This window comes from Pseudomonas sp. UBA6699, assembly GCF_002454615.1.
In the GTDB taxonomy this organism is placed as follows: Bacteria; Pseudomonadota; Gammaproteobacteria; order Pseudomonadales; family Pseudomonadaceae; genus Aquipseudomonas; species Aquipseudomonas juntendi.
The window spans coordinates 1-24,572 of the sequence record NZ_DKJF01000129.1 but is presented as its reverse complement, the minus strand read 5'-3'; the positions used below and the strand labels follow the sequence as shown (position 1 = coordinate 24,572).

Here is a 24,572-nt window from a genome sequence, read left to right as displayed (position 1 = left end):
GTTGGAAGCTGTCTGGATACCAGGACCTCTCCGACATGGTGTAGCCACTAGCGGGTTAAGGCTGGTCATTTAAAGAAAGCTTCATCTCTTACCCGTAGAAATTTTCGCCGGCACCCTGCGGTGGCTGCAAAGCCCGCCAGGACGGACCCTGACGAGCTCGACTCGCTCAAGGCTCGGAAATCGAGGCACACTTCATCTTCGTCACGGCCCATTCCCGCCGTCGAGCCAGAAAAATTTAGAGTGATTAGTCAAAACAATAAGCATAAAGGTTCCTTGGAAATTTGTTGCGAATATCCTTGCGTGCAGACATTAGCCTGACTATTACTTAGCTCTTGAAGATGGGGAGATGGCAAAATGCAACCAAGATTCGTTATCGTTCCAGCAGTACCTATCGAGAATGAATCCTTTCAAATCGGAAATCGTTTTTACGCCGCTACAAGCTCCGGGGGATTCGACATTTATGACAATCAAGAAAAAATAAGATTAAAGCGGGGTTTCCCTAACCGAGCGAAAGCCATAGAAGAATGCGAGAAGATGATAAATAATTCGCGCAATCCTTCCGAGTTGTTTCCTGTAATGCGGACGGAATAATAAAAACTTAAGGGACCTAGTGCCATGAACCCATCCACGGACAAGATCGACATATATTATGGCGCTATTGCAATTGCCACTGCCCTTTTATTCATTTGCATGGCCTATGAGTTTTCGGAGGCGCAATTGATATGGGCAATCCTACGCCACCCCTAGAATTACTTTTAATTTTTGTAGGGTCGCTGATTGGAGTCGGCCTGGCGACAATCCTTCTCCACTGGATTGTTTAGCCAGCAGCACCACAAAGCATCAAGGCCCAGCGATCCAGCCCCAGAGGCCTGCCGCCCTGGTGCGTTGAATGGAGATTTGAAAATGGCTAGCAAGCTGACTGCCGCTAAACAAGCGAAGCGGTACAATCACGAAGAACGCAAAAAGCTTATTGATGAGTATTTAAATTCTGGTGTCCCCCTAAGTAATTTCTGCAAGACCAAGGGGCGCCCCTCATACCAGGCGATGAAGTTGTGGCTCAACACACCTTCAACCACCAGCAAAACTAATAGCCAGGAATTTTTCACCTCCAGCACTCCTGCTAGCGATGATAGGAATGACCCAACCGAGCATGAGCTTATCCAGTCAATAGCCAATAGTATTGCCCATCTGGAAATCCGTCTCGCTGCCCTCAAGGAAGAACTTGAAAAATTAATAATACCGCCAAGCAGTAACAACGCCGATTTCCATCACCTGCATTAACATAAAAAAAGCGATTGTAAGTTGAATATGTGAGCCGTGATCGAATTACTAGCAGGAGAAAAACCTGTACACATTTCAATTCCTGTACAAGAATTAATCCGCTTGTCGCTTTCCTTCCGAGCAGCACGAAAAATCGTTGCGCAGATATCCTCCTGCGCTATGGTGGACAGGACATATAAGATTGCGCCGTAGGAGACCGACATGCGCATACGGGGTGACGTATTTTGGAACTGGGCTGACCCTACGCTACACCATCGGACTCATGACGAAGCTTTGGACAACGGCACGACAATTGATGTGCAGGTGCGGCTGTCAAGAACGGGCAATACGCAGATGTTCATCGGTGTGTACGCAAGCACCGGCATGGCCCTTCATGAAGAAGCTTTCGATTCCCGTCCAGGTGAATCCATGACCAGAGCATTGGCTTGGGGCGTGGGACGTGCACGGCGTTTAGCAGCGGACAGCCACGTTAGCAAACGATCCGTGGCTTGAGGCCAGTAAGGCCATCAAGTTTTTCTTGGTCATGGCTGGGATAACTGATCTCAGGCCCAGCCAACCAAGATCCTGCGCCTTAATCCATCCTCGTCGTCCCTCCCACTTAGATAGTCGGTTTCTGCGAATCTCGTCCTCCCGCATGTAGTCCCACCGCTTAGCTCTACGCAAAAAACAGATAGCCGAACGTCCACACGCTCAGGATTTGCCGCTGAGGGCCCAAAAAAGCCCCACAAAGGGCCGGTGGTGGCCGCCTGTGAGGCTGAGAAGGTGGAGCGCGGGATTCTTAATCTGGTGACAGGCCCTGTGTTTACTGGGGTTTCCGGCCATGCGGGACACATTCCGGGACACACTGGGCTGCCGCTGGGCCACTTGGGGCCTGCCCGGAGGTTTCCTGAGGGTGGATTCTGACCGCTCGCTGGGGGCACCGGGGGGTAGTCGCGGCCTATCAATTTCGAGGTGAGCTCTCAAATTTTTGCAGCAAAATCATTTGGCTCCGCTCGCTGGTACTATGGTGGCTTTTAGGAACCACTCAGAGGGACGCAATTGAAATTTGTAGCGCTGGCTTTGCTTTTATGTGTAGGGGCCGCAGATGCCCAGGCCGCAGTGAACGGCCGGTTTAGGCAACTGGGTATTGGCACGATGGGGTGCGGGGAATTTGTCCGTGCGGCTAACGACAACATCATCCAGGACGGTGTAGGGATATGGCTGAGTGGTTACTTCACGGCCTACAACAATGTGAAGGACGGCAACGATGATGTGACCAAAAAGACTGGCCCCGACGATTGGACCCTCTGGATACAGCGCTGGTGCCAACAGAATCCACTGAACAACGTAGGCAGTGGCGCTGAGGCCTTGCTGATGACCTTGAGGGCCGATGCGATCCATCTGCCTTCTGCTCATAAAGGAAGGTGATGGTGATGTTCTTCTATTAAGGACCACTAGAGATGAATCAGTGACTGCATCTCCATGATAGACCATTAGGAAACCTCAGTTAGCCCCCCTACCCCCCATAAAGAGAGTGGAAAGGTAAGGTTCCCAATGGTCATCATCAGCAGTCAAGCCATGACGGACACACTGAGGTTTCCCTGCAGTCCGAACAGTGTCCGGCACCACGTAAGCCGTGATGTAGCCCCCGGATGAACGTCTCCGTCATCCTATTGTGGTCCCTCGGGGACTTGGCGGCGAACGTGCAGGGAACGTGCCTACTTACAAGACAAGCGCTCAGCCACGATGGAGCCCATTATCTGCCGACCACGTTCGCCAGGCGCATCTTGCACACGCTTCGCCGCTTCGGCCTCAGTCTCCACCCAGGTGACGGAGACCTCCTTTCCGGTCCCAGCGATGTCAGCGGTGAACCGCGTGAACCCAACATAGGCTCCGAAGCCGTTCTTTCCGTTTGCGGAACCGCAGATATACCGATGCGGCTCAGTCCCTTTGATCTTAAGGTCTTTGAATTGAACGGCATCGGGGTCGCGGAACTGAGCGGCAATCTGAGGCTTAGCAGCGTTGATAGTAGGGTCGCCGCCATCCGAGCATCCCGAAAGAACGACCATCAGGAATGCTGAGCCAATGAGTAATCGCATCATTTTCCTCCTTGAGAATGGCGGATTATGGCTCTTTGCTGGCATCTGTGGCTACCGGGCTCCGGCGTTGCCTCCCATCCAGCCTTTGTTGCGCTGAGCGCGGCCCAGTACGTGGCCCATGAATTTCTTCAATTCGGCGTCCATGTTCTTGGTCCGCATCTCCTGGACAGCCTTGTCGTTGTCCCGAGCCATGTGGTCTACCCAGTACGCCACGGCCATCGCCAGGGCATCGAGCCGGTCATCATGAGACAAGGCCCCACGGTCGCGTGTGAGGCGCGTGAGCTGGTAGAACAAGCTGTACTTGATGTCAGCCTGGGCCGACTCAAAGTCCCGCTCAATCAGCTTCTGGTCCACGATGAGCCGGTGCTGCGTGAGGACGGGTTCCAGGGTGTCGATGATGCGCTGCTCTTTCTGCTGCGAGTGCTTCACCTCTTCGACCAGGCAGCGGTGATGCTTCTGCAGGATCGGCTGGAAGAGCTTGGTGTACATGCCGTCACCGAAGTTGGCTTCGATGATGATGTGGTTTGCTTGATGAGCCTTGGCGATCTTGGCGAGCGTCTCCAGTGTTTCATCGGAGTAGCCACCACGGAGGCCCCCAGCGGCCACCAGGAACAGGTTGCCCATGAGGACTTTCACCACGGCATAGCCGGTTTCGTCTTGACCACGGCCCGAGGGGTCAATAGCCATCACGCATCCGGTGTACTCGCTCATCTCGCTGGCGTGCCACATAGGCCGGTAGAAGCGGTCCCCGGTGAGCGCAACGGTGGGCATATCGTTGATGCAGAGTTCAGGCGATGCAGCCCAGGCCAACTTGACGTGGGCCATGATCGGGTTGAGGTTCATCACCATCAGGTCTTGGACCTTGAGAGGGAACTTATCACCGTCACTGAGGCTGGTGTCCAGCATGAACTGGAGGGCGAAGCCAGCGCGGCCGTAGGAGGCCATACGCTCCATCAGGTCTTTCTCATCGAACCTTCGTGGGTCCGTTGGCTTGCCCGATAGTGTTGGGTCCGCTTCCATCGCTTGCGTGATGAATGGGGCCAGGCTGCCTTTGTAGTGCGGCACCTTCTGGAGTGTCGGATACAGCGCGGGCCACACACGGATCTCATAGCCGCGCTCGGGGAGCCGGTTGTACAAGGACATCTCGCACTGAGGCGTGCCCAGGTAAATGATGCGTGCCGACTGGAGCGGCTTGAGGATCGCATCGAATTCCTTTACGGCCTCGGACAGCTTGTCCCGCATCATCTGCGTGGCAGAGTTGTTCGGGATTTCGATGTCGTCCGCAATGATGATGTCAGCACGGGAACCAGTGATCTGGCCCATGATGCCCACGGATTTAACCGAGGGGGACTGGTCAGGCAGCGCGGGGGCAACCTCAAACGCTACCATCTTGTCGATCTGATCCGGCCCCGGCTTGAGGTGCTGGAGCAAAGGCATTTCGTGGATGAGGCGTTTGACGAAGGTGGAGAAGGCATCGGCGCGTGCGCTGGAGGCGGACACTACCAGGATGCGGAGTTGGGGATTTCGCCACAGGAGCCAGCACACGAACGCGGCTGTGACCCATGACTTGCCCACTCCTCGGAAGGCTTCAATGACGCATCGCCGGGGACCATGTTGTAGGTATCGGGCGATGTCGTATTGGACGGGGGTGGGTTCAGGGAGGTTGAGGTGTTTCCACACCAAGTAGATAAACTTTCGAAAATCCTCCTGGGCGGGATGGACTTTAACGCGGTCAGCCATACGGCAAAGAAACTCCTTGGGCCCACGCAGGAACGAGCCAAGGCAAAACCGTAAGGCAGCCCAGGACGCGCCTGGGGGGCACCTGTTATTGTTTTATGGATTGGTTAGAAATAAAATCTGAGCTTACGCCCATCAACTACATAGCAGGGATGAAATGAACGCTCGCTTAAAGGAACAAAACACTCAACTCCCGCCCGCATTTCACTCTAGCTATGAAGCTTGTTTCACCGCACACGACATCGCTGTACAAATGCTAAAGTCGGGCATGGAGCAAAGAATATTTGACATCCCGATTGACAATGAATACCTCCGAGCGCACGAAGTCCCGGTAGAAGACATTTCAACTTGGCTAGACAGCATTGCAGACAAGTCAAAAATCCCAGACCTACTCATAAGCAGAATGTTCCCAGCCATCCTTTCCGACATGCTTCATTATGTATTTGAAGCACTAGAAGCTTCACGCAAAGGGAAGCTCGCCGTAGCCTACACACTACTGCGCAAACCGTTGCAGGATAATTTATTTGTTCTAGAAGCAATTGTTGATGACCGCGACTCATTTGCTGAAAAATTCTCATATTCCCCGCCGAAGCTCGACCACGGTAAGAATGGTGGCCTTGATGGGCACAGGGCGAGAATCCAGAGAGTACTCGACAAGGTGGGTAAGGCCGATGCATTCAATGCGGATTTCCTTACCCAGTTGAGATACGATAAAAGCAACTCTGATAGCTTTGACGGCTTTTGCAACAAAGCCACGCACTTGTTTACAACAAAAACAGCAATCGTAACCAAACCCTATCAAGCGAATTTCATTTTCTCTTCTTATCGAGATACGGTTAGCCAGTGGTCCTACCTTTACAGCAGATTGCCTTACGTCCTTCTGTACTGCATATCAATCCTGGAACACATATCTGGAAGATTCGCACTCACCCCAGCAGACTACTCAAATGATATGGATAGAAGACTGAGCGCTGGCTACATATTGAGCCTCACTGCTGTTAGCGATGAATTTAAATCAGACCATCTATACGCCCTCGCAGAGTCAAAACTTGGCTGGCTTTACAAGCACTGTGAAGAATCTGAATTCCCCTTTGATGACACTGAAAGCATAGATATAGAAGCTCTGATTAGGATGGCGGAAACGGGGGCTTTTCCTGGCGAATCAGAAGAGAGAGTCCAAATACGCGATACTTTTTATCGCGAGTTAAGCGAAGCACTCAAAGCTGAATATGAGAAGCTAGCGTGACAACGTAACTACATTGTCATCGTCAAACACTGGGAGGTCGCTAAGGTCTCCCATTGTGGTTCCCTTCGGGGCCAGGGATTCAATCTTGTTGTCTTTCAGAAACTGGCGGATGACGTTGAGATAGGCCGGTGCAGGTGGCGAACGCACCAGCTTTCCCTCCTCCATCACCCCTTCGCCGTCGATGGTCACGGGGACGCCACGCATGATTTCTAGACACCACACGGCGAACTCGTTGTGGACTACTGCAAGTTCCTTTTCGGTTGCTCTATCCGAGGACATGGTGGACTACCATTTCGAGTGCTTTGGGAAAGCCGAGGTAGTTCACGGCCATGGTGATAGCTACGCCCAAGGCGAGCCATTTGATTTGAGTGAGGTTGTCCTGGATGTTGGTCAGGGCCTCATTCAAGGCTTCGGTCATCTTCTGGACCACGCCCAGTTCTTTTTCTTGCGCCTCCACGCGGACCTCAAGACGGGTCACGCGACGGTCGATTGTTTCGCTCATTGCAGTTTTCCAAGTGGTGGCCCCCGGTCTCCCGAGGGCGAATCAATTAAGAGGTTGTGGTGGTCTGGACCCATAGGGCCGTCTGGGCTTCCCCGGAGAGCCTGAGCGCCTCCTGGAGTTCGGCCTTGGTGGCCTGGATGGTGCTGTTGTTCGCAAGTACCCAAGTGATGGTGTCGGTGTCGCCCAGGGCAACAATGGAGCGAGCCATGCGGTTCTGGCTGGCCTCATCGCCGTTGAAGGTATTACCTGCGGTGGTGGTTACTGTGATGGCAGCAACGGCATCGGCGCGGCTCAGAACGAACTCCATCCGTGTGGTGGAGCTGGAGACCACAAAGTCCCCTACGGTCCCGAAGTCGCCTGCTACTGCGCGTGTGAATAGCTCGCGCCCGTAGTCGTGAGTGTCATCCTGGCTGGCCGTGAATGGGGCCTCACCAATCCCCGTGAAGGTGACAATGAGGGTCACGGCGGTTTTGTCAGCGTTGGCATAGGCCGGGCCCGAAGCCGTGGTGTACACCGCTGGAGTGGTGCTGGTGGTGCTGGTATCAGTCATTACGCTACTCGCAACATAACAGTGGCCTTGTAGCCGGAGGAAAGGTATCCGCACACCATCCAGGTGCCGGATGCCGTGACGGAAGATTGGTAGTTGTAGGAGCCGTAGTAGATGGCAGAGCCAGCCAGGAGTGTGCCTGGGGCGTAGTTGCCGTTCGCCCACATGAAGGCGTAGGTGCCGACTGCGCCCACTGCGAGCTGGCCGGTATACGCCCCTAAGTTGCCCGCATGGATGATTGGGTAGGACACGTCTCCCATGGACCAGCCTCCCACCTTGAACACGTTGTCCGTGTCGATTCCCAGGTAGCAGGCGTACTGCCCCTCGCGAATGAAGGCCATGACGGCGGACGCATAGTCGTTAGAGCCGTTACCAATGGTGAGTGCGTTGGCTGCACCACTAGAGGTGATATTGGCGATGGCGGGCGGGTTGCCTGATGCAAAGCGCATCCCCGTTGTGTCGTGCGTCTCTCCTGCCTTGAGGTAGTCAGCGATAGCAAAGTGAGCGCTGTTGTACACCGTGAGCCAGCCGGACCAGGTAGTTGCTGCCGTGGCGTAACGGAAGAAGCGCTCAGTGCCTGAGGAGAACTCCTGGCAGATGGCGGTCAGCGCCGATGAGTCCTTCCACTGCGCATGATTCACTAGGACGCCGTAGGTAGGGTCGCCTAGACCTGGGATAGCTAACCCTGCTGGCCCCCCGGAGATGAACCCCACCTGGGTGCCTGTGCCGTACAAGTCCGCTGGGGTTGCAGCCGCCATGGTGGTGCTTCGGAAGTCCACAACGGCCCCCAGGCCATGCGCCAGGTGGGACGGGAAGTATTCCAGCCCTGTTTCCGTGGAGTTCTGCCGAAGAGCCTGGAGCGCCTCCCCCGTTGCGGCAGGCAGCTTCAAGCTCGCAGCGTAACCGGCTGCCTGCTGCTCAGACGTTGCGGCATTGGTCTCGCTGGTTTTCGCAGCGGTCTGAGAGGCGGCACAGGCTGTCTCCGATGCCGAAGCTGCGGCTGCCGAATTCGCGGCATTGGTTTCGCTCGTTTTGGCAGCCGTTTGGGAAGCTGAGGTTGCGGCTTCTGCGGCCTGAGTGATGGTGTTGAGGTCGTTCACAGCAGTCGTGTGAATCGCCTCCAGGTCACTGTTGGCGGCTGTACGGATAGCCGTGGTCTTGTCGATGGAGTCCTGCTCAATCGCGAGCATGGTGTTCTTGAAGTTGACGTTCATGTAGTTGAGCGTCATCAGGTCTTGCTCATCTACAGGGTCTGCGAAGTCAGTGGCGCGGACGCCTTGCCCATCCCATACACCATCAGCGGTCAGGTGGATGCTGGCCTGGGTGCCGTCATACGCCTCCTGGGCGCAGTACAGGTTGTACGTGACCATCAGGTCCAGGTCGGCTTCCAGGAGCGTGGAGCCATCCTGGAAAGAAACAATGGCGGAATCCTTGGGAGTGATCCGGCGAATCTCGACCACGCTACCAGCGACAGGCGCGGAGGCGATCTTGATGGTGTACGAATCTACCCATGTGAAGGCCGTGACCACTGTATCTACGGACACCTGGATGTGGGCCGTGTCCAGGTATGGGAAGTTGAAGGGAAAGTTTGTGGTTGCTCCGTCCGCTTTCAACTGGACGTAGCTGTAGGGTGTGTAAGCCAAATAGAGGGTTCCAAAAAAGAAAACCCCAGCCGAAGCCGGGGTTCCCGTAGAGGTGGTTGTGTCAGTGCTGCTTCGAGCCGGTTGGGTAGTCGTTGGCGATCATGTTCAACATGGTGCTAACGGGCGCTACGTTGTTCAGCGGCAGGAGGCGAGCCCAGTTCTTGATGTCCGAAGCGGACGTTTGGGAGTCATCAGAGAGCCCGTTCTTGACGAGCTTCTTCATGGAGATGAGGCCGTTGATGGCCTGATAGGTTGGGTTGGAGACAAAGCTGGACAGGTCGCTGGTGGTCCGCATCCCCGAGAACAGCGGGTACGGAGACACCGTGTCATAGAGGTTTGGCAGAAGAGAAGCCTGAGAAATTTTGCCGAAGCTGTTGGCCACAATCTGACCGGGGGCCATACGCTGGTCCAGGAACTTCTGGCGGTTCTCCTCATTCATCCCCATGGAATCCAGCATGGTTCGGCCCATGTAGGTCAGGCTCGCCAGGAATCCCCCGTGCAGGACAGTGGACAACGTGGCCCAGTCCCGGTGGTTCGCGGCGAATAGCATGGACTTGTTCCAGCCGTGCATGGTGAAGGCCATGAACTGGAACATGGCTTTTCCTAGTGTGGTCCCCATGAGTGGAATCATGGAGCTAAGGTCGTTCTCCTGGATGACACGGCGAGACTCACGGTGCATCGCAGTCATGAACCTGGAGTAGTTCTCAGGGGAGTCCTTAACCCAGGCCCCGAAGTCCAGCTTATGGGAAGGCCCGAAGGCACCATTCCGGGGAGTGCTGTATTTCTTGAGGTCCGCCAGAACGCCGTTCGCTTGGTCTCTGCTCATCCCCATCCAGGCCAGTCGGTCATCGGTGAGGAGCTTGGACGCCGCACCATTGGCGTGATTGACCCAGTGATTCACCAGGGCGATAGCATGGATGCGCTTCTGCTGGATCATGAGCGGTGTCATGCCGGTGTAGTCCAGGACGCCTTTGGCGACCTTGCGTAGCCCGTTGTCCACGGCATCCAGCTTGCGGTTGAACGCGGTGTCACCGTTATGGCGAACCCAATCGTCCTTGGCGCTGAAATTCAGGCGGGCCACGTAGTCAGCCCCGGCACCTCCGATTGTGTTCTCCAGGTGGTCCAGGAGGTCATCCGGGGCTTTGCCGGTGGCGATGTCACGGCGCAGTGCTCGGAGAGTGGGCACGGCCTGGAGCGTGGCCTTCCATCCCATGGACCCAGTGATCTGCGACAGCTCGGAGACTTGGTTCCATACCGCCCCGCCCATGAGGCGGATGACGTTGAAGTTACGCCACATTTCCAGGCTCTTGTTGAGCGTGGAGAACTCCTCCATCGGGAGGCCCTGGATGCGATCGAAGGCGAACTTCAAGTCCTTTCGCATACCGGCCACGTTCGCGCCTGGGCGCATCCCTTCCCCGAACTTGTTCTCCGTGGCGGCCATGATGGCCTTTTCGATGTCCTGCCCCTTGTACACGTCCAGGTGCTTTGCAAGGGCTACGCTCCCTGCCATACGGCGCAGGTACGGCTCCACTACTTCGAAGGCGTTGGTGTGGATGAAGTCGTTGAGAGAAACAGCGCTCTTCGTCCCATCGGCACCTGTCCAGGTCTCGGTGTGCAGCTCGTTCACGGAGTTCCGGTTCTTGAGGCTTGAGGCAGTACGCCCCGCATCAGTCCCCTTCGTGGGCAGCATATCGTCCATGACCCGGACGGCCTCCTCTTCGGAGTAACCGCCATTGAGCATCAGCGAGTGCTTCAAGGCTTCCCGGTCGGTGCCCATCATCATGGAACCCATCGCGTCCTGCGTGCGGTTCGCATGGGCCTCTTCGATAGTCCGAACGTACCACTTCGCCCAGCGGTTGGCGGCCTCATCCGAGATGCCCTCACGGGCTCCCTGATACGCCCTAGCCCACCAGCCGGTGACAGCTTCGTGGCCCCAGGTGTTGACCATGGAGTTCCACTTGTTCACGTCATGCTTTCGCGGGAGGTAGTTCGGGTTCTTTTCCAGGGTGCCGACCACGGAGGTAGCGCCCGTGTCGGAGTCACGGATTTCCGTTTCAGTCAGGCCCAGCTTGATCCGCCCTTCATCCTTGAGCGGATTGTTGATGTAGTCCGCCACATGGTCCAGGGTCTTGCGGATGGCCTCACCAGCACGCACTACCTCATCAGGGAAGTCAGCATCCCGGCCCCGGATGAAGTCCGACACCAGGCTACCGAAGTGGTCAAATGCCTCAGCCTTCTGGTGCCACTTGAAGCCGTTGGCCTGGAACCACTTCTGGAACTGCGGGAGCGAGGTCTTCTTCATCTGCGTGGCCCAGCCCTCTGCCCACTTCGTCGTGTCGTCCCAGGCATTGGGCCCGACCACGGAATGGTCCTTGTAGCCAATGGACGTGCCGAAGAGCTTGGCGGCCAGCGCACGGACTGCGGTTGGAGAGTCAGCTTTGCCGAGCTTGTTTTCCAGACCGAGGCCCCAGCCGAACGCTTCGGGGATGTGTGCAGCCTTAGCGGCCTGAGCATCCACGCTGCCTTCCAATGCGGGGCTGCGCACCGTCCTGGACACGCCTCCTGGGCGGGTAAGTGGGTTCGCCAGCTCCACCAGACGGGACAAGGCGTTGTGTTCGTTTTTGCCGATTCCCAGCAACTTTCGTAGGCCCCCGACAAAGCGGTCCCACAAGGAAGCATCGGGCTTGCCTGGAAGGGCCTTCCCCTTGAGCCACTGTTGGAACCGGGCATTAGTCAGTCCGTAGGCGATCATCTCCTTGGGGTTGTCCAGGTTAATCCCCAGGCGGCCCTCCAGAGCGCTCTTCCAGTGTTCCCCGAACTCACTCTGCGCAGCCTTGAGCATCGAGCCGTGCAGCGTGCTGAGGTCCGTAGTGGCCTTGCTGATCTGCGGGTCCGTGGACATCAGGCGGTCGCTGGTGGCGTGCATCTTGTACACGGTGGCTGCGTGGACCAGCTCATGCACGAAGGTTTCTTCATTCAGGCCAGACAGGTCCGACAGACGCCCGGTGGGGCTCATGTAGGAATGGCCCCGGAGGAACATTTGAATGCCATCCCCGGTGGACTGGTGCGGGGTGAGAACCGCGCCCTTAGCAGTTTTAATCACCGCGTCCATCGCCGCATTGCCAAACTTCTGGCCCTTTTCGATGACCTTGAAGTTCATCTTGCGGAGGTCCACAGCCTTGAGGACACGGTTCAGCACTTTGACCGTCTCGGGGTTCTTTGAATACGCCCGGACGTAATCGGCCAACTGGCTCACGCGGTTGACGCCACTGGGGAGGATCAGGTTGTCATCCCGGCCGCCACTGGCTTCGTAGCGGGGGGTGTCCCACTCTTCGCTCCAAGGCTGCTTGCGCCCAGGGGTACCCACTGATGGTTCCTGCGGCTCATCCCGTGGCTCACCCGCTGCCGGTGGTTCCTCTGGTGCCCGTGGCTCCTCGGGCGGCAAGTCCACGGTCTTGGGTTCCTCCCCCGGCGAGTGGATGCGGGCGGAGCCTCCGTCCTCAGTCCGCCAGATAATGGCGTTGCCAGGGGTGTTCTTCGTGTCCACGTCCTGGCCGAACCTGCGGAGAAACTCAGGCTGGCTCAGCGCGCCTTCACCGGGGCGCATGAGGCCCGAATCGGTAAGCTCCTTGATTTGCGCCTTGCCGGACTCCTGGCGGCCCCACTGGGCCAGGCGGGCGTTTTCCTCAGCCAGCGGCCCCTCTACGTGAGCGAGGCTACCGCCAATGGCCCCGAGGCCCAGGCCCATCGCAGCAGAGATGTACAAGTCGTCATCCGTGCGGAGCGGGTTGTATCGGTTCATCAGCGCGTCATAGCCCACGTTGGTCCCAGCCCCAACCACGCCCATGCGGACTGCGTTGGCAATCCGTGAGCCAGCCGTGAGTAAGCCTTCGCCGCCCATACCGGGGACAAATCCGATGAGCGTGGGCAAATCCACCAGCCCGCCGACTAAACGGCCCCCGAAGCCTGCGACTCCCATTTCAGACAGCTTCTGCTCATCCTGCATGGACTGCTGCATACGGGAGCGCCGGAAGTCAGCATCGGAGTCACTTGTGGCCTGGAGGATGTAGTCCCAGTTCTTCTCGGGAATGCCCTCCAGGTACTTGCCAGCCTTGTCGTTGTCCCAGGAGAAATTCCAGTCCGTCGATTGGGTGCCCCTGTCCCGCCACCAGTTCACCACGGAGTTGTCCGAGGCGAAGCCCAGGGCCAGAGCTTGGGGGATATTCTCTACGTTGTTGATGAGCCCCCCGTTCTCTGCCCGCTGCTGGGCCTGCATCTGCACCAGGTCCGAGGCGGAAGTGCTCTGATCCGGGTTGACCGAATCGCCGGAGGTGAAAGCGGAGGACAGGGGGTCAGGCTTTCCCGAGGGGGTCTGCCCTGCTGCGGGCGTGGTGCCGTTGAACTTGCTCAGGTAGTCCCGTGTTTCCGGCCAGGGACTCCCTGCGGCCAGCGCCTTGGCAGCCCGAGGGCCGCCGTTGTAGTCGGCCAGGGCCATATCCATGTTGCCGTTGTACTTAGCCAGGCTGTCCCGCATGTAGCGCCCAGCGGCATCAGCGGCCTGGGTGTAGTCGTGGGGGGCAGTGACGCCGTATGCCTTTTGAGTGGCGGGCATCAGTTGGAACGGACCTTCGGCACCCTTGCCGCTTTCGGCATCGAGGTTGAACGATGATTCCTCACCGCTCATTTTGAACAGCGTCCCTTGAGGGAGGCCATATTGTTGCTCGGTCGAATCAGTGATTTTCCGGGCATCTTCCAGAGAAATTTGAGTCATTACTTACCTTTGTTATTGGAGGTACTGCGGGTCAATAGGATTCAGCGCACGCTGCACTTCGGCGGCATGTTCTGCATTAGCTGCGGCTGTCTTAGCCTTGAGGTCTGCGGCGTAGGTGTTGCCGATCCACTTCTCCACCTGTTGGCGGGAGTAGTTGAGGACTTGGTGATTCACGCCTGTGAGGGGCACTCCCCCGGTCCACATGGTGTAACCGCCTCGGTCATTGGGCTCCATGCGGATGTTCCCCTTGCCGATGTCTTGGTCATCCGCGACCTTCCCTGGCACCTCGTCAATGAAGCGCTCTACCCACTTCCCCCGGTCTTCTCCCTTGGGGACTTGAGGCAGGTCTTTATTCAGGTACAGGGTGTTGTTGATGTTCGTGGAGACATTCGGGTCTTGCAGGTACTGCACGGTGGCCTTCACTGCGCTGGCCGCATCGGGCACCTGACCGGACTTGAGGAGGAGTTCCGACCTTCGCCGGATGTCCGCCTGGACTGCCGTGAGGTTCGTCTGGTCATTGCCCCAAAGCCCCTCAGCCCAGTGGACAGAGCGAGATAGGAAGCCGGGGTTCACCACGTCATTCACAGCGCTCGCTACGTTGGCCTTCATGGCCCCCATATCGGCCTCGGTGACACCGGAGTTGCCGCCCTGATAGACCAGGGATGCCGCTGAGTTGGCATCGGGGAATCCGCCCTTCTCCATCAGGAACTGGATGTCGGAGAGCTTCTGGTATGCCCCACCGGCAAGCTGCTGGGCGTATGCGGGGTTCACCGCGTTGATGTGGTTGAAGGTATCGATTGCGCCTTGGCCCTGCTGGTTAAGCTGGCCCTGCTGCTTCCCGTCCGGGGTCCAGCCGAGGGACGCCAGGTTGGTGAGACCCGATTGGAGAATGCTCTTCCACTGCGGGTTGTCCACCTTGTTCGTGGAGTAGAACTGCACCTGCTTGTCGAACGGCATCTGCTCCTGCTGGACACGGTTTGCCATGTACTGCTGGGCGTACTGCTCGGTCTCGAAAGCCTTCATCTTGCCTTCGGGGCTCATCACCTGCTGGGGCGGGAGGTACGCCAGGTTGCCTTGGTCGATGGCTACCCGCGTGGATTGCTGGGCGTTCGCCATGGACTGCTGGGCGGTGGACAGAAGCTGGAAGCGGTTGATGTTGTTCTGCCGCTGATTCAACTGGGACTGGCTATGGTTGATGACAGCGTTCCAGGTGCTGGCTGTGACCCACCGTTCGTTCTTCTGCGCCCAGTCATTGAAGCCCTTCTGGTCCAGTTCACCGGCATCCGCTTGGGTCAGGAACGGGCGAATCTCATCATCCACACGCTTGCGCTGGTTCTGGTCATCCATGCTCTGCGCGTGGAGGCTCACTTCGGCAGCGGTGGTGCCGCCCAGCGTGGACGCCACAGTGGCACCGGATGACAGCTTCTGAGCCAGGAGCGCATCCACCAGGGACTTGTTCCCGGTCTGCGCGATCTGGACCAGCGTGTTGTTCAAGGTGGTCTTGCGGGCATCGTCCCGGAGTAACGAGGTGGACGACAGAAGGTTGAATCGACTGGCGATGGCCTGGGCGGCTTGGTCAGTGGTGCCGTTGAACTGGTTCCCAGTGACATCCCCGACCACGTTCATGAGGTTGTCGCTGGACTGCTGGATGCCCTCGGTGATGGCCTTGGCGTTCATCGTCCGTGCGTTCGTGTCGAACACGTTCATGCGGAAGGCGTTATAGCCCTTGTCGAAGCCCGCCACGGCAAACTGGTTCTGCCCCTCAAGTGCCTCATTGCGGCTCTTCGTGAGGTATTCGTCCACCTGCTGCGGGTCGGTGAACTGGAGTTCGCCAGTCTGGATTTTCGACATGGTGTCCCGCTCCATGCCTTGCATCAGGTTCTCACCGTAGATGTGCTGGAGCGTGCCCTGGAAGGCTGGGGACTGGGAGGCCAGGATAGAGCCGTCTTTGATCTTCTGGCCCAGCTCGCCCACGGTCATGGAGTCGGCTGTGTCCTGGGCCTTCTGCCGCTCCTGTTGGTCCTCAGCGGAGCCGAACTGCTGGAGCGCCTGGGGGATTGCTGAGGAGCCCAGTGCCTGGGCCAATTGGTTCGCCTTCAATCCAGCCGTGTCATCCAGGTGCGCCCGGACTGGCTGGAAGGCGATTGGGTTTACTTGTTCTATGCCCTGGACGCCAGGGCCATAGTTCACTTGTCCACGCATGGGGCCTCCTTATGAGCCATTAGGGGTGACGGTGGTTGAGCCGGAGTTGGCCCGGAGTTGGGTGCTGTAGGCCCCGAGAGCGCTGGAGCCGAGGCGGCTGGCCGCTTCCAGGTAGTTCGGGGAGTCCACAGAGCGGAGGGAGTTGAGCGCGCTTTGGGTGCCGTAGTAGTTGTTCTGTAGCTGGGTGTTGTTGTTCGCTACGGTCGTGCTGTAGTTCTGCTCTACGGATTGGTTGTAGTTGTCGCGCTGAGCCGAGAGGTCGGCCAGGAGCGCATCCACAGAGTTGCCCTCTACGCCCGCTTCACTCGCCTGGGCGCGCGCGGTGGACATAGCCGCTCGGGCCTTGAGGTTGTTCTGGTATTCCTGCTGAGAGGCAGACTGGCGGGCCTGCTCGTTCGCATACCCGGTCTGCGCTTGGTTGTCCTGATACGCCTTCAAGTCGTTCTCAGACTGCTGCTCTTCATATGCTGCGGTCGATTTCGCTTGCTGGTTCTGCTGGACCACGGACGCGGTGGTGCCAGCCGCTGCGATGGCCGTTGCGGCCCACGCTGCTGCTACGATGGTACACATGGGAATTGGACCTTCTGGAATTCCTGGAAGGCTTCGCCATCGGGGCCGAAGGGTTCCGGGTCGCAGAACTCAAAGCCCAGCCAGCGGAGCCACAGGAGATGAACAGGGTTGCCCGTCCACGCCCGGTTCATGAGGACCGGACGGAGTTCGTGCATTTGGTTGATGTAGTCCCGGCAGTGGGCCAGGAATGTCTTGCGGGCTTGCGGAAGCTCAGGGGAAGCGAGCATCCAGGGAGCGCCGACTATATCTGTCAGCGGAGCCACACCGAAGATGGCGACCACACGACTATGAACCAGGAAGGTCCAAGTGCGCAGGGAATCCATCTGCCCGAGGAGCAATGCTTCCAGGGGTTGCAGGCGGGAGGACTTCCAGATTTCGTCCCGGTCTTCCTCCCGCATGTTGGCGGCCAGCTCATGGCAGTGTGTCGGTGTCGTCTCAAGTACCCACGCGATCTCAGACAGCCTGGCTGCGTTTGACAAAGAAGCCCTCCCAGTCCGCGCTCAGGAAGGCCGAAGGCATCGGAGAGTCGTTCTGAATAACGATGGTGGCGTCCGTGTTTTGCGTCATGATGGGGAACGTGAACTTGCCGGTGCTTAGCTCTGCCTGTCCTAATGTGGCGCTTGGGGTGCCCAGTACCTTGCCCGAGTAGGTATAGGTGTAAGTGTCCCGGTAACGTGGCGTCACCTTCACCTGGAAGTACCCGGTGCTGGCGAAGTTCACGGACGCCTTGCGAAGCTGGAGGCGGCCTTCGGTGTCGCTCTTGGTGCCCCCGCCTGCGCTTTGGGTCTTCACGGTGATGGTGCTTAGCTGGAAGCTGAACACGTACCGCCGACCGACGATAAGGTCCGAGGAGGTGTAATTCCCCTTCACTTTCGCTGTTGTCCCATCCCACACAATTTCAGCGACCACTCCAGGCTTGAGGGTCTGCCCGGTGGCGGTCACGGCCATGTACGTGCCGTCATCCATAGCCCACGAATGCGGGATGGTGGTGTAGCCGTCCGCGTAACTCAGGGTGTCTTTCGTGACGTATTGCTTTCGGTCCAGGTGAACCAGATACGGCTCATTGGTGCCCAGGCTGTCCGTGGCTACAGTGAGCTTTTCGAAGTACAAGCCATCGGCGCGGTTGATCGCCAGGAACACTTCGGAATCCAGGAACTCCGCGCTCAGGATGGTATCGGTGTCCGGGAAGGTCCACTTGCTCCAGGAGCTTTGCACCTTCGTGTCACCGTCCCAGTAGAACTTGTACACGTAGATGGAATGGCGGTCCCCTGTCGTGAGGACGCACAACATATCCTCAGAACTGGATGAGGCAATCTTGAACACGCCCGAAGGGATGTACTGGGGAACATGCGAAGCCACGTCCGTGGAGTCGTTGGAGACATCGTTGGTGTCCGTGAAGTATTCCCGGATGGCCGTCCAGTTCTCCCGGTCAGAGGCGAAGTACACGTTCTTGCCCACGGATTGAGGAGTGGTCAAGGCGTTGCACACGAACTCCGTGGACGGCTTGATGGAGATGGTTTTGGGCGTGAGGGTGTCCCCGTTGTCGATCAGGAATTGGACCTCATCGGAGAACAGCAGGAGTTGCTTGTTGAACGACACCGCGTGCTTGAGGATCGCGACTTTGGTGTACGTGCTGGACACGTCGATAGGATCGCTGTCCAGAAGCTCCGTCACAGTGGTGCGGTAGAAGTTCCAGTATTTCCCCGACTCCGAGAAGATCACGGCCTCATCGGCAAGGAATCCCAGGCGGTTCCGGTAGAAGACAACATCGTTGATTGTCCGTCCCACAAAGGACGGGTCTTCGTTGGTGTCCGCATCGCCTGCCACTCTGTCCGTCCAGGTGGCTGCCTGGAAGGTGAAGGTGCCGTCCGCGTTACGGACCAGCGTGTGCGGCATGGTTGAGCCGTCCAGGCCCAGTGCCACACCAGGGCCGACACACTCACGCCACACGCCAGTGCTGTCAGTACCGACATCGTAGTAGACGTAGTAGTCGTCCGAAGAATCGCCAGGGTCGCCGGTAATTTCGAACAGGCAGCCACCGGCCTGGGTGCAGTTGGAAGGCAGCGTGGAGAACGACTGGACTACCTTCTTGTACGCCTTCATGGCGTTGTTGTTGAAACCATCGTAACAGTCGATGGTGAAGTCCGCGGTGCTGGTGATGTACAGACAGGAGCCCGCACGCACGCATGTGAAGCCCGCGCTTTGGATGCCCGCCACCAGCTCCGTGGCGATGTAGTCCGTGGAGGCCAGGGAGGTTTTCGTGGCATCGGACCCATCTGGGGTCGCGTATGTAGCCACGGTCACGCCGTTGAGGATGACCCCGTAGGTGCGCCCGTAGTTACCCTGGATGACACTGATCAGAGCCTCGGGCCCACGGGTGGCACTCACGGCTGCACGGTTCGCCACGGTGATGGCCTTGTTCACGATGAAGGTGTAGTCCGCCACGGTGATCGCGGTGAAGTCGCTTGCCGGGTCGCTTGCGGCCAGGTAGCCGGTTCCATCCGGGAAAGACACCGTGCGCTCAGTGCCGTCTACGGCAAATACACGGAGTCCGCCGTTGGTGATCGCCACTTGGTATCGCTCGCTGGCATCGCGGTTGATGGTGTGGACGAATGCCGACTCCAATGGGGAGGCGGTCACTCGGGCCAGGTGGGTGGTTGGGGGGCGCTTCATCAGTCCCTCAGAGACGGTCGAGATGCCGTTCTCTTGGGCGTCCAGTTGGGAGGACAGACGAAGGGTGAATGGTTGCTGTGAGACGCCGTTAACGAAGTTCGGGATGGAGGATGAGATTAAGGACATAGGCTATCGGTCAAGTACCCGCATGACGGAGTAGTTGCCGGTCAGCACGTTGTAGCCCCCGGTCTCCGAGTCGTACTTGCGAATGGCGACCAGGGCCCGCGTTTCGTCCTTCTCGGTGAAGCCGTTGAGGACATCGGAGCCCACATTCCGCTGCTGGAACACTCGGGCGGCCCGGACGGTGATGTAGTGCCGCACCGATTGTGGAAGTTCGGAGAAGTCCAGGAGAACGATCATGTCCACGGTGATCGAGGAGCCGAACTCATACGTGTGGTTCTGGCGGTCGTAAATGCGCATGCCCCGGAGAGTGATGTCCAGGGTGGCGCTCTTGCCGCTAGGCGTGACCTCCAGGCAGTTGCCGGGGACGGTGATGTACTTCGTGAGGAGAGCCGGAGTCAGCTTGTAGTTGCGCTCAGTGTTGAACTGCCATCCAGGCGATTGCACGTCGATGGTGACTTCGCGGAGGACTGAGCGGGCGATGGCGGCATCCGCTACGGGAAGGCCATCATCCAGGGAGTTGACTGGCGACTCGCCAATGGTATTGAGCATGATGTTTACGGCATCTAGCTCGGTCGTTTGGGCGAGTGTCTTCATTTTCTAGGCACGAAAAAAAAGCCCCACACAAGGAAGTCCTTGAGTGAGGCTAGGTTGGTGATTAGGCGGTTTTCAGCTCTACAGCAGCTGCTGGGCGGAGGATGCCGTGGCCCATGGCGTACTTGGCGACCATGAGGGTGCCTTGACGGCGGATGTCGTAGTCCGACTCCATCGCCAGGTCCATCAGCTTGACGGTGCCCACAGCGGCCTTGTGCATGACCAGGGCTGCGGTGCTGGTGGCATCTACAGCGTACTTGTCGCTAGTGGCTGCGGTCAGCGCGGTGCCGCCATTCGCAACGGTGGCGATGTTGGAACCGAACGGAGCGTGGACAGCTTTCACCAGGTTGATGCCCGCTACTTGTGGCAGTTCGCCCTTGGCATAGCTGCCTTGGCCGCCCCACAAAGAGTTCATCAGTTTGGTGTTCTGAGCCAGCATGTAGTACGCCGCTGGGGTCAGGTAGGCGTAACGCTCATCAGCCGGGATGAATTTCTCATCCAGCTTCTGCGCGGCTGCGAACAGTGCAGCTACCAGGGCTTCGCCAGTGGTATCGGTCAGCAGCGCGGAGTCAGTTACCGAACCGCCACCAGCTTCGGTCGAGACCGGGGCCGATGCGCGGGCAGCCAGGACGCCCAGTTGCAGGATGTGCTTGTCGTAGGTGTACGACAGAGCGCGGCCCATCTCAGTCGAGTACGGACCACGGACATCGTAGTGGTTCATGGCTTCGTCGATGGAAGCGATGAAGGCGTGCGAGATGAGCAAGTCATCGATGGTAATAACTTGCTCGTTCGCAGGAACGCTCAGGCCAGCAATCTCAGAGCCCGGAGTGTGGTACTGGGCCGAGATTTTGCCCAGGATTGGGAACTGGGCAGACTTGCCGCTGGTAATGGTGCGGACCAGGTGCTTGTCAGCGGTGACGCACGACTCCTGGAAGGCAGTCAGGACTTCGCCCGAGAACACTTTCAAGAAGAGCGCTTTGGCATCGCCGCTCAGGTTTGCTTGGCCCAGGCGGGAAACATTTGCATCAGACATTGCGGGGGTGAATCCTTGAGAAAAAGTCGATGGAGCGAGCCGGGAGGAATCCCGAGGCCCGCGTTGCCACCGCGCAGGGGCGCAGTGCGGCTGGACTTTTCTGTTGCTTCTCAAGGTGCTGAGGCGGCCCGTATTAACGGCTACGGGCCAAGCCGGGTGGATCAGTTGTCAGCGACAACGGCACCGGATGCAGCGGCAGTGCTGGAGGCGCTAGTGGCGCTCGCCAGGGTCGAAACAGCGGCAGATGCCACCGCTTGGATTGCATCAGCCTTGGTCACAGTGCCGTCAGCGGCGACTTCGGAGACCAGGTTTGCCAGGACTTTTGCCAGGAACGACTCAGCGTCTACGGCTACGGTTTTCAGAAAGCTCATGGGGGTGTTTCCTTTTATTGGGGTGGGTTGGGTAGGTGGACCAGGCCGGACGGCTGGGTCACGTTTGCGGCCAATGCGTAAGCACGCACGGCCCCATAAATTACGGAGCGCTTCCACAGGGGGACTCCAAGGTCGGTCATGGCCTGGAGCAAGATCCGGTCGCATTCTTTTCGGGTGATGCGAATAGGCACGCCATCCAGTTGGACGGTGAGGGTCTCGCACAGGTAGTCATGGACGATTGCCGCCTGGCCGTATGTGCCCCATGGGGGGATCAGTGACCAGAACGGACGGGGTACAGAAGCTCCATCAGTGATGAAGCCAGCGGGGACATCCACGTACCGGCCAGTCCCTTCGGGACCGATCCAGTAGCGGAAAGGCGAAGATGCCCAGTAGTCCACGCCATCCACTTCCTCCATCCACTTGATGGAGAAGTGTTCGTCGGTGAAGCCGCTCATTGTTGTTTGTCTTATTGCGGCCAGGCGTCAGAAGACGTTGGAACGGAGGAGCTTGGCCTGGACTCGGGCACGGTATGCCGGGTCACTGCGGTAGCGCTTATCGCTCATCGCCTCAGTCACCTGGGAGGTGGATTCGAAGACATCGGCTGCGGCTGCTTTGCCACCGCCAATGAGGTTTGGTTCGCTGCCAATGGCGGAGCGGTACTGCGCGTTGAGGCCATTCACGGCCAGCTTCGCTTGCTCCAAGCTGCCATTTACTGCGGTGTTGAAGGCTTCGATTTGAGCCGGTGCCAGATTGGCCTTGGCCCATGTGACCAGGCTTGCGTACTCATCGGCACCGCCAGCTTCGCCCTTGATTGCGGAGATGTGCTGGTCTGCCAGAGCCTGCTGGCCCGCCACATATTGGTCGACCACGCCACGCGGATAGCCCGCTTTTGCCAGGCGGTCGTAGCTTTCGGGACTCAATGCGCCCGTGCGGTCGAACTCCTGGGAGAACTCATCCAGGTCCAAGCCTTTCGACTCCAGGGCCTTGCTCGCCTCATCCGGGGTGGCCGTAGAGGGTTCGGGCTCTGCGGTCGCTGCTGGAGTCTCGGGGGCAGGTGCCTTGAGGTCGGCGTAGGCTTTCGCCAGTTGGTCCCAGGAATCGAAGCCTTCGGGCAAGCCTTCGGGGCGCTCTACGGTTTCAGCAGGGGTCGTGATGTTGTCGCCTACCGGGCCAGCATTGGCCTTGTCGATGGCGGCAATCATTGCCTCATCATGCCCTTCGGGGGCAGACGGGTTTGGGGATACGATTTCGATGCTTTCCATTAAAGGTCTTCGAGAACGCGGCCATTAGCGAACACTCGGTATCGCTTGGCCTGGGGGTTGATATTGAATTGAACTTGCTCTGCGCCCTCACCGAAGTATTCGATAAGGGGCTCTGTTACTGCGCCCTCTTCGGGCTCTTTAGGTTTGCGCTTGGCTGCCATCGGGTTGGCCTTTCTCCATCATGCGACCAGCGGCCTGCACTGCCGGGGCTACGCCCGACTGCATTGCCTGCTGCATCTGTTGCTGTTGTTGTTCCTGCTGGACCTCTTGATCGGTCTTCACCAGGCCGTCTGTGTCGATCCCAAGGGCGGTGGCCCTTCGGGTCATGTAGTTGCCCCAGTTGATCCGGGAGGCGGCATCAGGAATCTGCATGATGGTGGAGATGAACTGGTCCAGTTTGGTCAGGTCATTGCCACGTCCAAGGGCCTCCATACCCGTCACAATGGTGGGGCTAACGGTGCCCTTGGGCAGTTCGGGGAGCTTCTTGCGGCGCTGCATCGAGAACATGATGCGGTTGACTAGCGGAAGCTGGAATTCTTGGCTGAGGATGGAATAGACACCGCCCAAGGCGGCTTCCAATTCCCCGGCCATGTACCGGATTTCTTCGGCTGTCACGCGCTCACCATTCCGCTGAATCGCGGAGTTCAGCATGAAGGCGAACTCAAGGCGCTCAGTGATGGTGTTGATGGTTTCCAGTGCCACACGGAAGTCACCGGACTTTTGAAGCTGGAGGGCCTGGACATCAGATGCCACGCCATCCACAAATTCGCCGTTCGGCGCTTCGGCCAGCTCGCTGGAGCTAGTGACCCCGTTGGGGTTCACCAGGAACAGGACTTTCGCGGAGGCTGCGGAGCCTTCCACGATGGCCTGGGAGAGACCTTCCAGGGACTTGATGTCGCCCAGGTACTCTTCCACGTAGGAGCGGCCATAGTTCTCACCATCGATCTTGACGAATCGAATCGGGAGCCAGGCGCACTTGTCTTTCGGGTACGTGCCTCGGGAGCCGGGAACAATCTGGCCCTTGGCCTCCTGATACACGTTCCAGGTCTCACCCTTGAGGGTGATGTGGGTGTAGATCGAGACGTTCTTGTTATGGTCTCGGGGGGTGTCGCCGGAGTCATCGCCAGGCTCGACTAATGACCGGGCCTCTTCTGGCAGTACCGCCAGGGAGACCTCCTCCTTGACCACGATGTCCAGGACGTTGCCCATTGGGTCACGCCGGACCACGTAGCGGTCAAGGGGGTAGAACTTCATGCCGCCCTGCTGGGGCAGGTACACAAGGCCGTTGCCGCCAACAATCAAATGCTTGAGCAACTCAAAACCAGTCACACGGATGGCGGTGGTTTCAATCTCGGTTTGCACCGCTCGCTCAATCTTCGCTAGACCCGCTTGAACATCAGCGTGCATCTGCGGATTGCTGGTCAGCTTCTCTTCGGTGAACTCGTCGATTTCCAGGCGGAAGAAGGGAGAGTTCGGCGGGAGCAAGGCCATGAGCAATTTTGCTCCGAGGTTGTTAACGCCTCGGGCGGCCACCGCTTGCCATGGGGTGTAGAACTTCGTGCCACTTGCGTGACCGGCAGGCGGGATCAGGGTGGGGATGCTGTATTTGGAACAGTCCCGCGCCCTCTGTAGGAAGGTCTCGCGGTCTGGTGCGAGCTTGGCATAAAGACTTGCGGCAAGGCCCCGTTCGGGTTCTTGCTCGGTCTTCGCCATGGGGTCTCGTTATAGAGGGATGTTCAGCCCCGAAGAGCTACTCCCGGTGGATGCTTGGGTCAGGTCGATGCGGAGGGACTTGCGCCCATTCGCTGCGGACTGAGCCTGTTGGGTGTCGGTGCTTTCTGCAGTGTTGCTTGTCGCAGGCGCGGACTGCACCGTGGGTGCGGCTGGGGCGGGCGTTGGGGCCGCTACAGTCGTCTTAGGTGGTAAGCGTCCGGCGAACTCA

Annotated in this window: 22 protein-coding genes; 5 read left to right on the top strand and 17 right to left on the bottom strand. The window is 58.3% G+C overall.

The genetic code is table 11. From position 1 onward, the window contains the following. Window positions 1-354 precede the first annotated feature (354 nt). The 4 genes from B3361_RS23555 (at window position 355) to B3361_RS23540 (ending at window position 2,688) form a co-directional block, all read left to right on the top strand. Entirely contained in the window at window positions 355-591 is a 237-nt protein-coding gene (locus B3361_RS23555) for a hypothetical protein (protein WP_247721917.1), read from the top strand. A gap of 312 nt (window positions 592-903) precedes the next feature. Continuing rightward, the gene (locus B3361_RS23550; RefSeq protein ID WP_182336739.1) at window positions 904-1,281 is read left to right on the top strand and encodes a hypothetical protein; all 378 of its coding nucleotides are present in this window, start codon (window positions 904-906) and stop codon (window positions 1,279-1,281) included. A 201-nt stretch (window positions 1,282-1,482) separates the two neighbouring features. After that, a complete protein-coding gene (locus B3361_RS23545; RefSeq protein WP_247721916.1) occupies window positions 1,483-1,773 on the top strand; it encodes a hypothetical protein in 291 nt (96 codons plus the stop codon). A 546-nt stretch (window positions 1,774-2,319) separates the two neighbouring features. After that, entirely contained in the window at window positions 2,320-2,688 is a 369-nt protein-coding gene (locus B3361_RS23540) for an HdeA/HdeB family chaperone (RefSeq protein ID WP_182336741.1), read from the top strand. Window positions 2,689-2,978: 290 nt separating this feature from the next. Here B3361_RS23540 and B3361_RS23535 read toward each other — a convergent pair whose 3' ends face one another. Further along, window positions 2,979-3,359: a hypothetical protein gene (locus B3361_RS23535; RefSeq protein WP_182408859.1), complete on the bottom strand. Its 381-nt coding sequence runs from the start codon at window positions 3,357-3,359 to the stop codon at window positions 2,979-2,981. 51 nt (window positions 3,360-3,410) lie between these two features. Further along, on the bottom strand, window positions 3,411-5,099 hold the full coding sequence (gene terL / locus B3361_RS23530; protein WP_182336745.1) for a phage terminase large subunit: 1,689 nt from the start codon (window positions 5,097-5,099) through the stop codon (window positions 3,411-3,413). Window positions 5,100-5,253: 154 nt separating this feature from the next. On the opposite strand from terL, the gene B3361_RS23525 reads away from it, so the two are divergent. Beyond that, entirely contained in the window at window positions 5,254-6,342 is a 1,089-nt protein-coding gene (locus B3361_RS23525; protein WP_280086730.1) for a hypothetical protein, read from the top strand. Here B3361_RS23525 and B3361_RS23520 read toward each other — a convergent pair. The 15 genes from B3361_RS23520 to B3361_RS23450 form a co-directional block, all read right to left on the bottom strand. Further along, complete coding sequence (locus B3361_RS23520; RefSeq protein ID WP_182337323.1) at window positions 6,334-6,621, bottom strand: hypothetical protein; 288 nt, start codon at window positions 6,619-6,621, stop codon at window positions 6,334-6,336. The two genes, B3361_RS23525 and B3361_RS23520, sit on opposite strands and share 9 nt — an antisense overlap. Continuing rightward, window positions 6,608-6,844, bottom strand: a complete 237-nt coding sequence (locus B3361_RS23515; protein ID WP_009682604.1) for a hypothetical protein — start codon at window positions 6,842-6,844, stop codon at window positions 6,608-6,610. Before B3361_RS23515 ends, B3361_RS23520 begins: the two co-directional genes overlap by 14 nt. Before the next feature lie 46 nt (window positions 6,845-6,890). Beyond that, window positions 6,891-7,394, bottom strand: a complete 504-nt coding sequence (locus tag B3361_RS23510) for a hypothetical protein (protein ID WP_182337322.1) — start codon at window positions 7,392-7,394, stop codon at window positions 6,891-6,893. Beyond that, window positions 7,394-9,034 (bottom strand): phage tail fiber protein, encoded by a 1,641-nt coding sequence (locus B3361_RS23505; RefSeq protein WP_182337321.1) that lies wholly within the window; start codon window positions 9,032-9,034, stop codon window positions 7,394-7,396. The genes B3361_RS23510 and B3361_RS23505 overlap by 1 nt, the downstream gene beginning before the upstream one ends. Before the next feature lie 61 nt (window positions 9,035-9,095). Continuing rightward, on the bottom strand, window positions 9,096-13,805 hold the full coding sequence (locus tag B3361_RS23500) for a transglycosylase SLT domain-containing protein (protein WP_182337320.1): 4,710 nt from the start codon (window positions 13,803-13,805) through the stop codon (window positions 9,096-9,098). Between the two features lie 12 nt (window positions 13,806-13,817). Next, a complete protein-coding gene (locus B3361_RS23495; protein ID WP_182337319.1) occupies window positions 13,818-16,007 on the bottom strand; it encodes a hypothetical protein in 2,190 nt (729 codons plus the stop codon). Between the two features lie 9 nt (window positions 16,008-16,016). Continuing rightward, window positions 16,017-16,577 (bottom strand): virion core protein, T7 gp14 family, encoded by a 561-nt coding sequence (locus B3361_RS23490; RefSeq protein ID WP_010953257.1) that lies wholly within the window; start codon window positions 16,575-16,577, stop codon window positions 16,017-16,019. After that, window positions 16,562-16,975: a hypothetical protein gene (locus B3361_RS23485; RefSeq protein ID WP_182337318.1), complete on the bottom strand. Its 414-nt coding sequence runs from the start codon at window positions 16,973-16,975 to the stop codon at window positions 16,562-16,564. The genes B3361_RS23490 and B3361_RS23485 overlap by 16 nt, the downstream gene beginning before the upstream one ends. A 55-nt stretch (window positions 16,976-17,030) precedes the next feature. Continuing rightward, window positions 17,031-19,376, bottom strand: a complete 2,346-nt coding sequence (locus B3361_RS23480; protein ID WP_182337317.1) for a hypothetical protein — start codon at window positions 19,374-19,376, stop codon at window positions 17,031-17,033. A gap of 3 nt (window positions 19,377-19,379) precedes the next feature. Further along, window positions 19,380-19,967 (bottom strand): hypothetical protein, encoded by a 588-nt coding sequence (locus B3361_RS23475; RefSeq protein WP_182337316.1) that lies wholly within the window; start codon window positions 19,965-19,967, stop codon window positions 19,380-19,382. 61 nt (window positions 19,968-20,028) lie between these two features. Then, the gene (locus B3361_RS23470; RefSeq protein ID WP_182337315.1) at window positions 20,029-20,997 is read right to left on the bottom strand and encodes a capsid protein; all 969 of its coding nucleotides are present in this window, start codon (window positions 20,995-20,997) and stop codon (window positions 20,029-20,031) included. 161 nt (window positions 20,998-21,158) lie between these two features. Next, window positions 21,159-21,368, bottom strand: a complete 210-nt coding sequence (locus tag B3361_RS23465; RefSeq protein ID WP_182337314.1) for a hypothetical protein — start codon at window positions 21,366-21,368, stop codon at window positions 21,159-21,161. Window positions 21,369-21,382: 14 nt separating this feature from the next. Further along, the gene (locus tag B3361_RS23460; protein ID WP_049587553.1) at window positions 21,383-21,823 is read right to left on the bottom strand and encodes a DUF1353 domain-containing protein; all 441 of its coding nucleotides are present in this window, start codon (window positions 21,821-21,823) and stop codon (window positions 21,383-21,385) included. A gap of 27 nt (window positions 21,824-21,850) precedes the next feature. After that, window positions 21,851-22,630 (bottom strand): capsid assembly protein, encoded by a 780-nt coding sequence (locus B3361_RS23455; protein WP_010953253.1) that lies wholly within the window; start codon window positions 22,628-22,630, stop codon window positions 21,851-21,853. Between the two features lie 138 nt (window positions 22,631-22,768). Then, window positions 22,769-24,343, bottom strand: a complete 1,575-nt coding sequence (locus tag B3361_RS23450) for a portal protein (RefSeq protein WP_182337313.1) — start codon at window positions 24,341-24,343, stop codon at window positions 22,769-22,771. Window positions 24,344-24,572 lie beyond the last annotated feature (229 nt).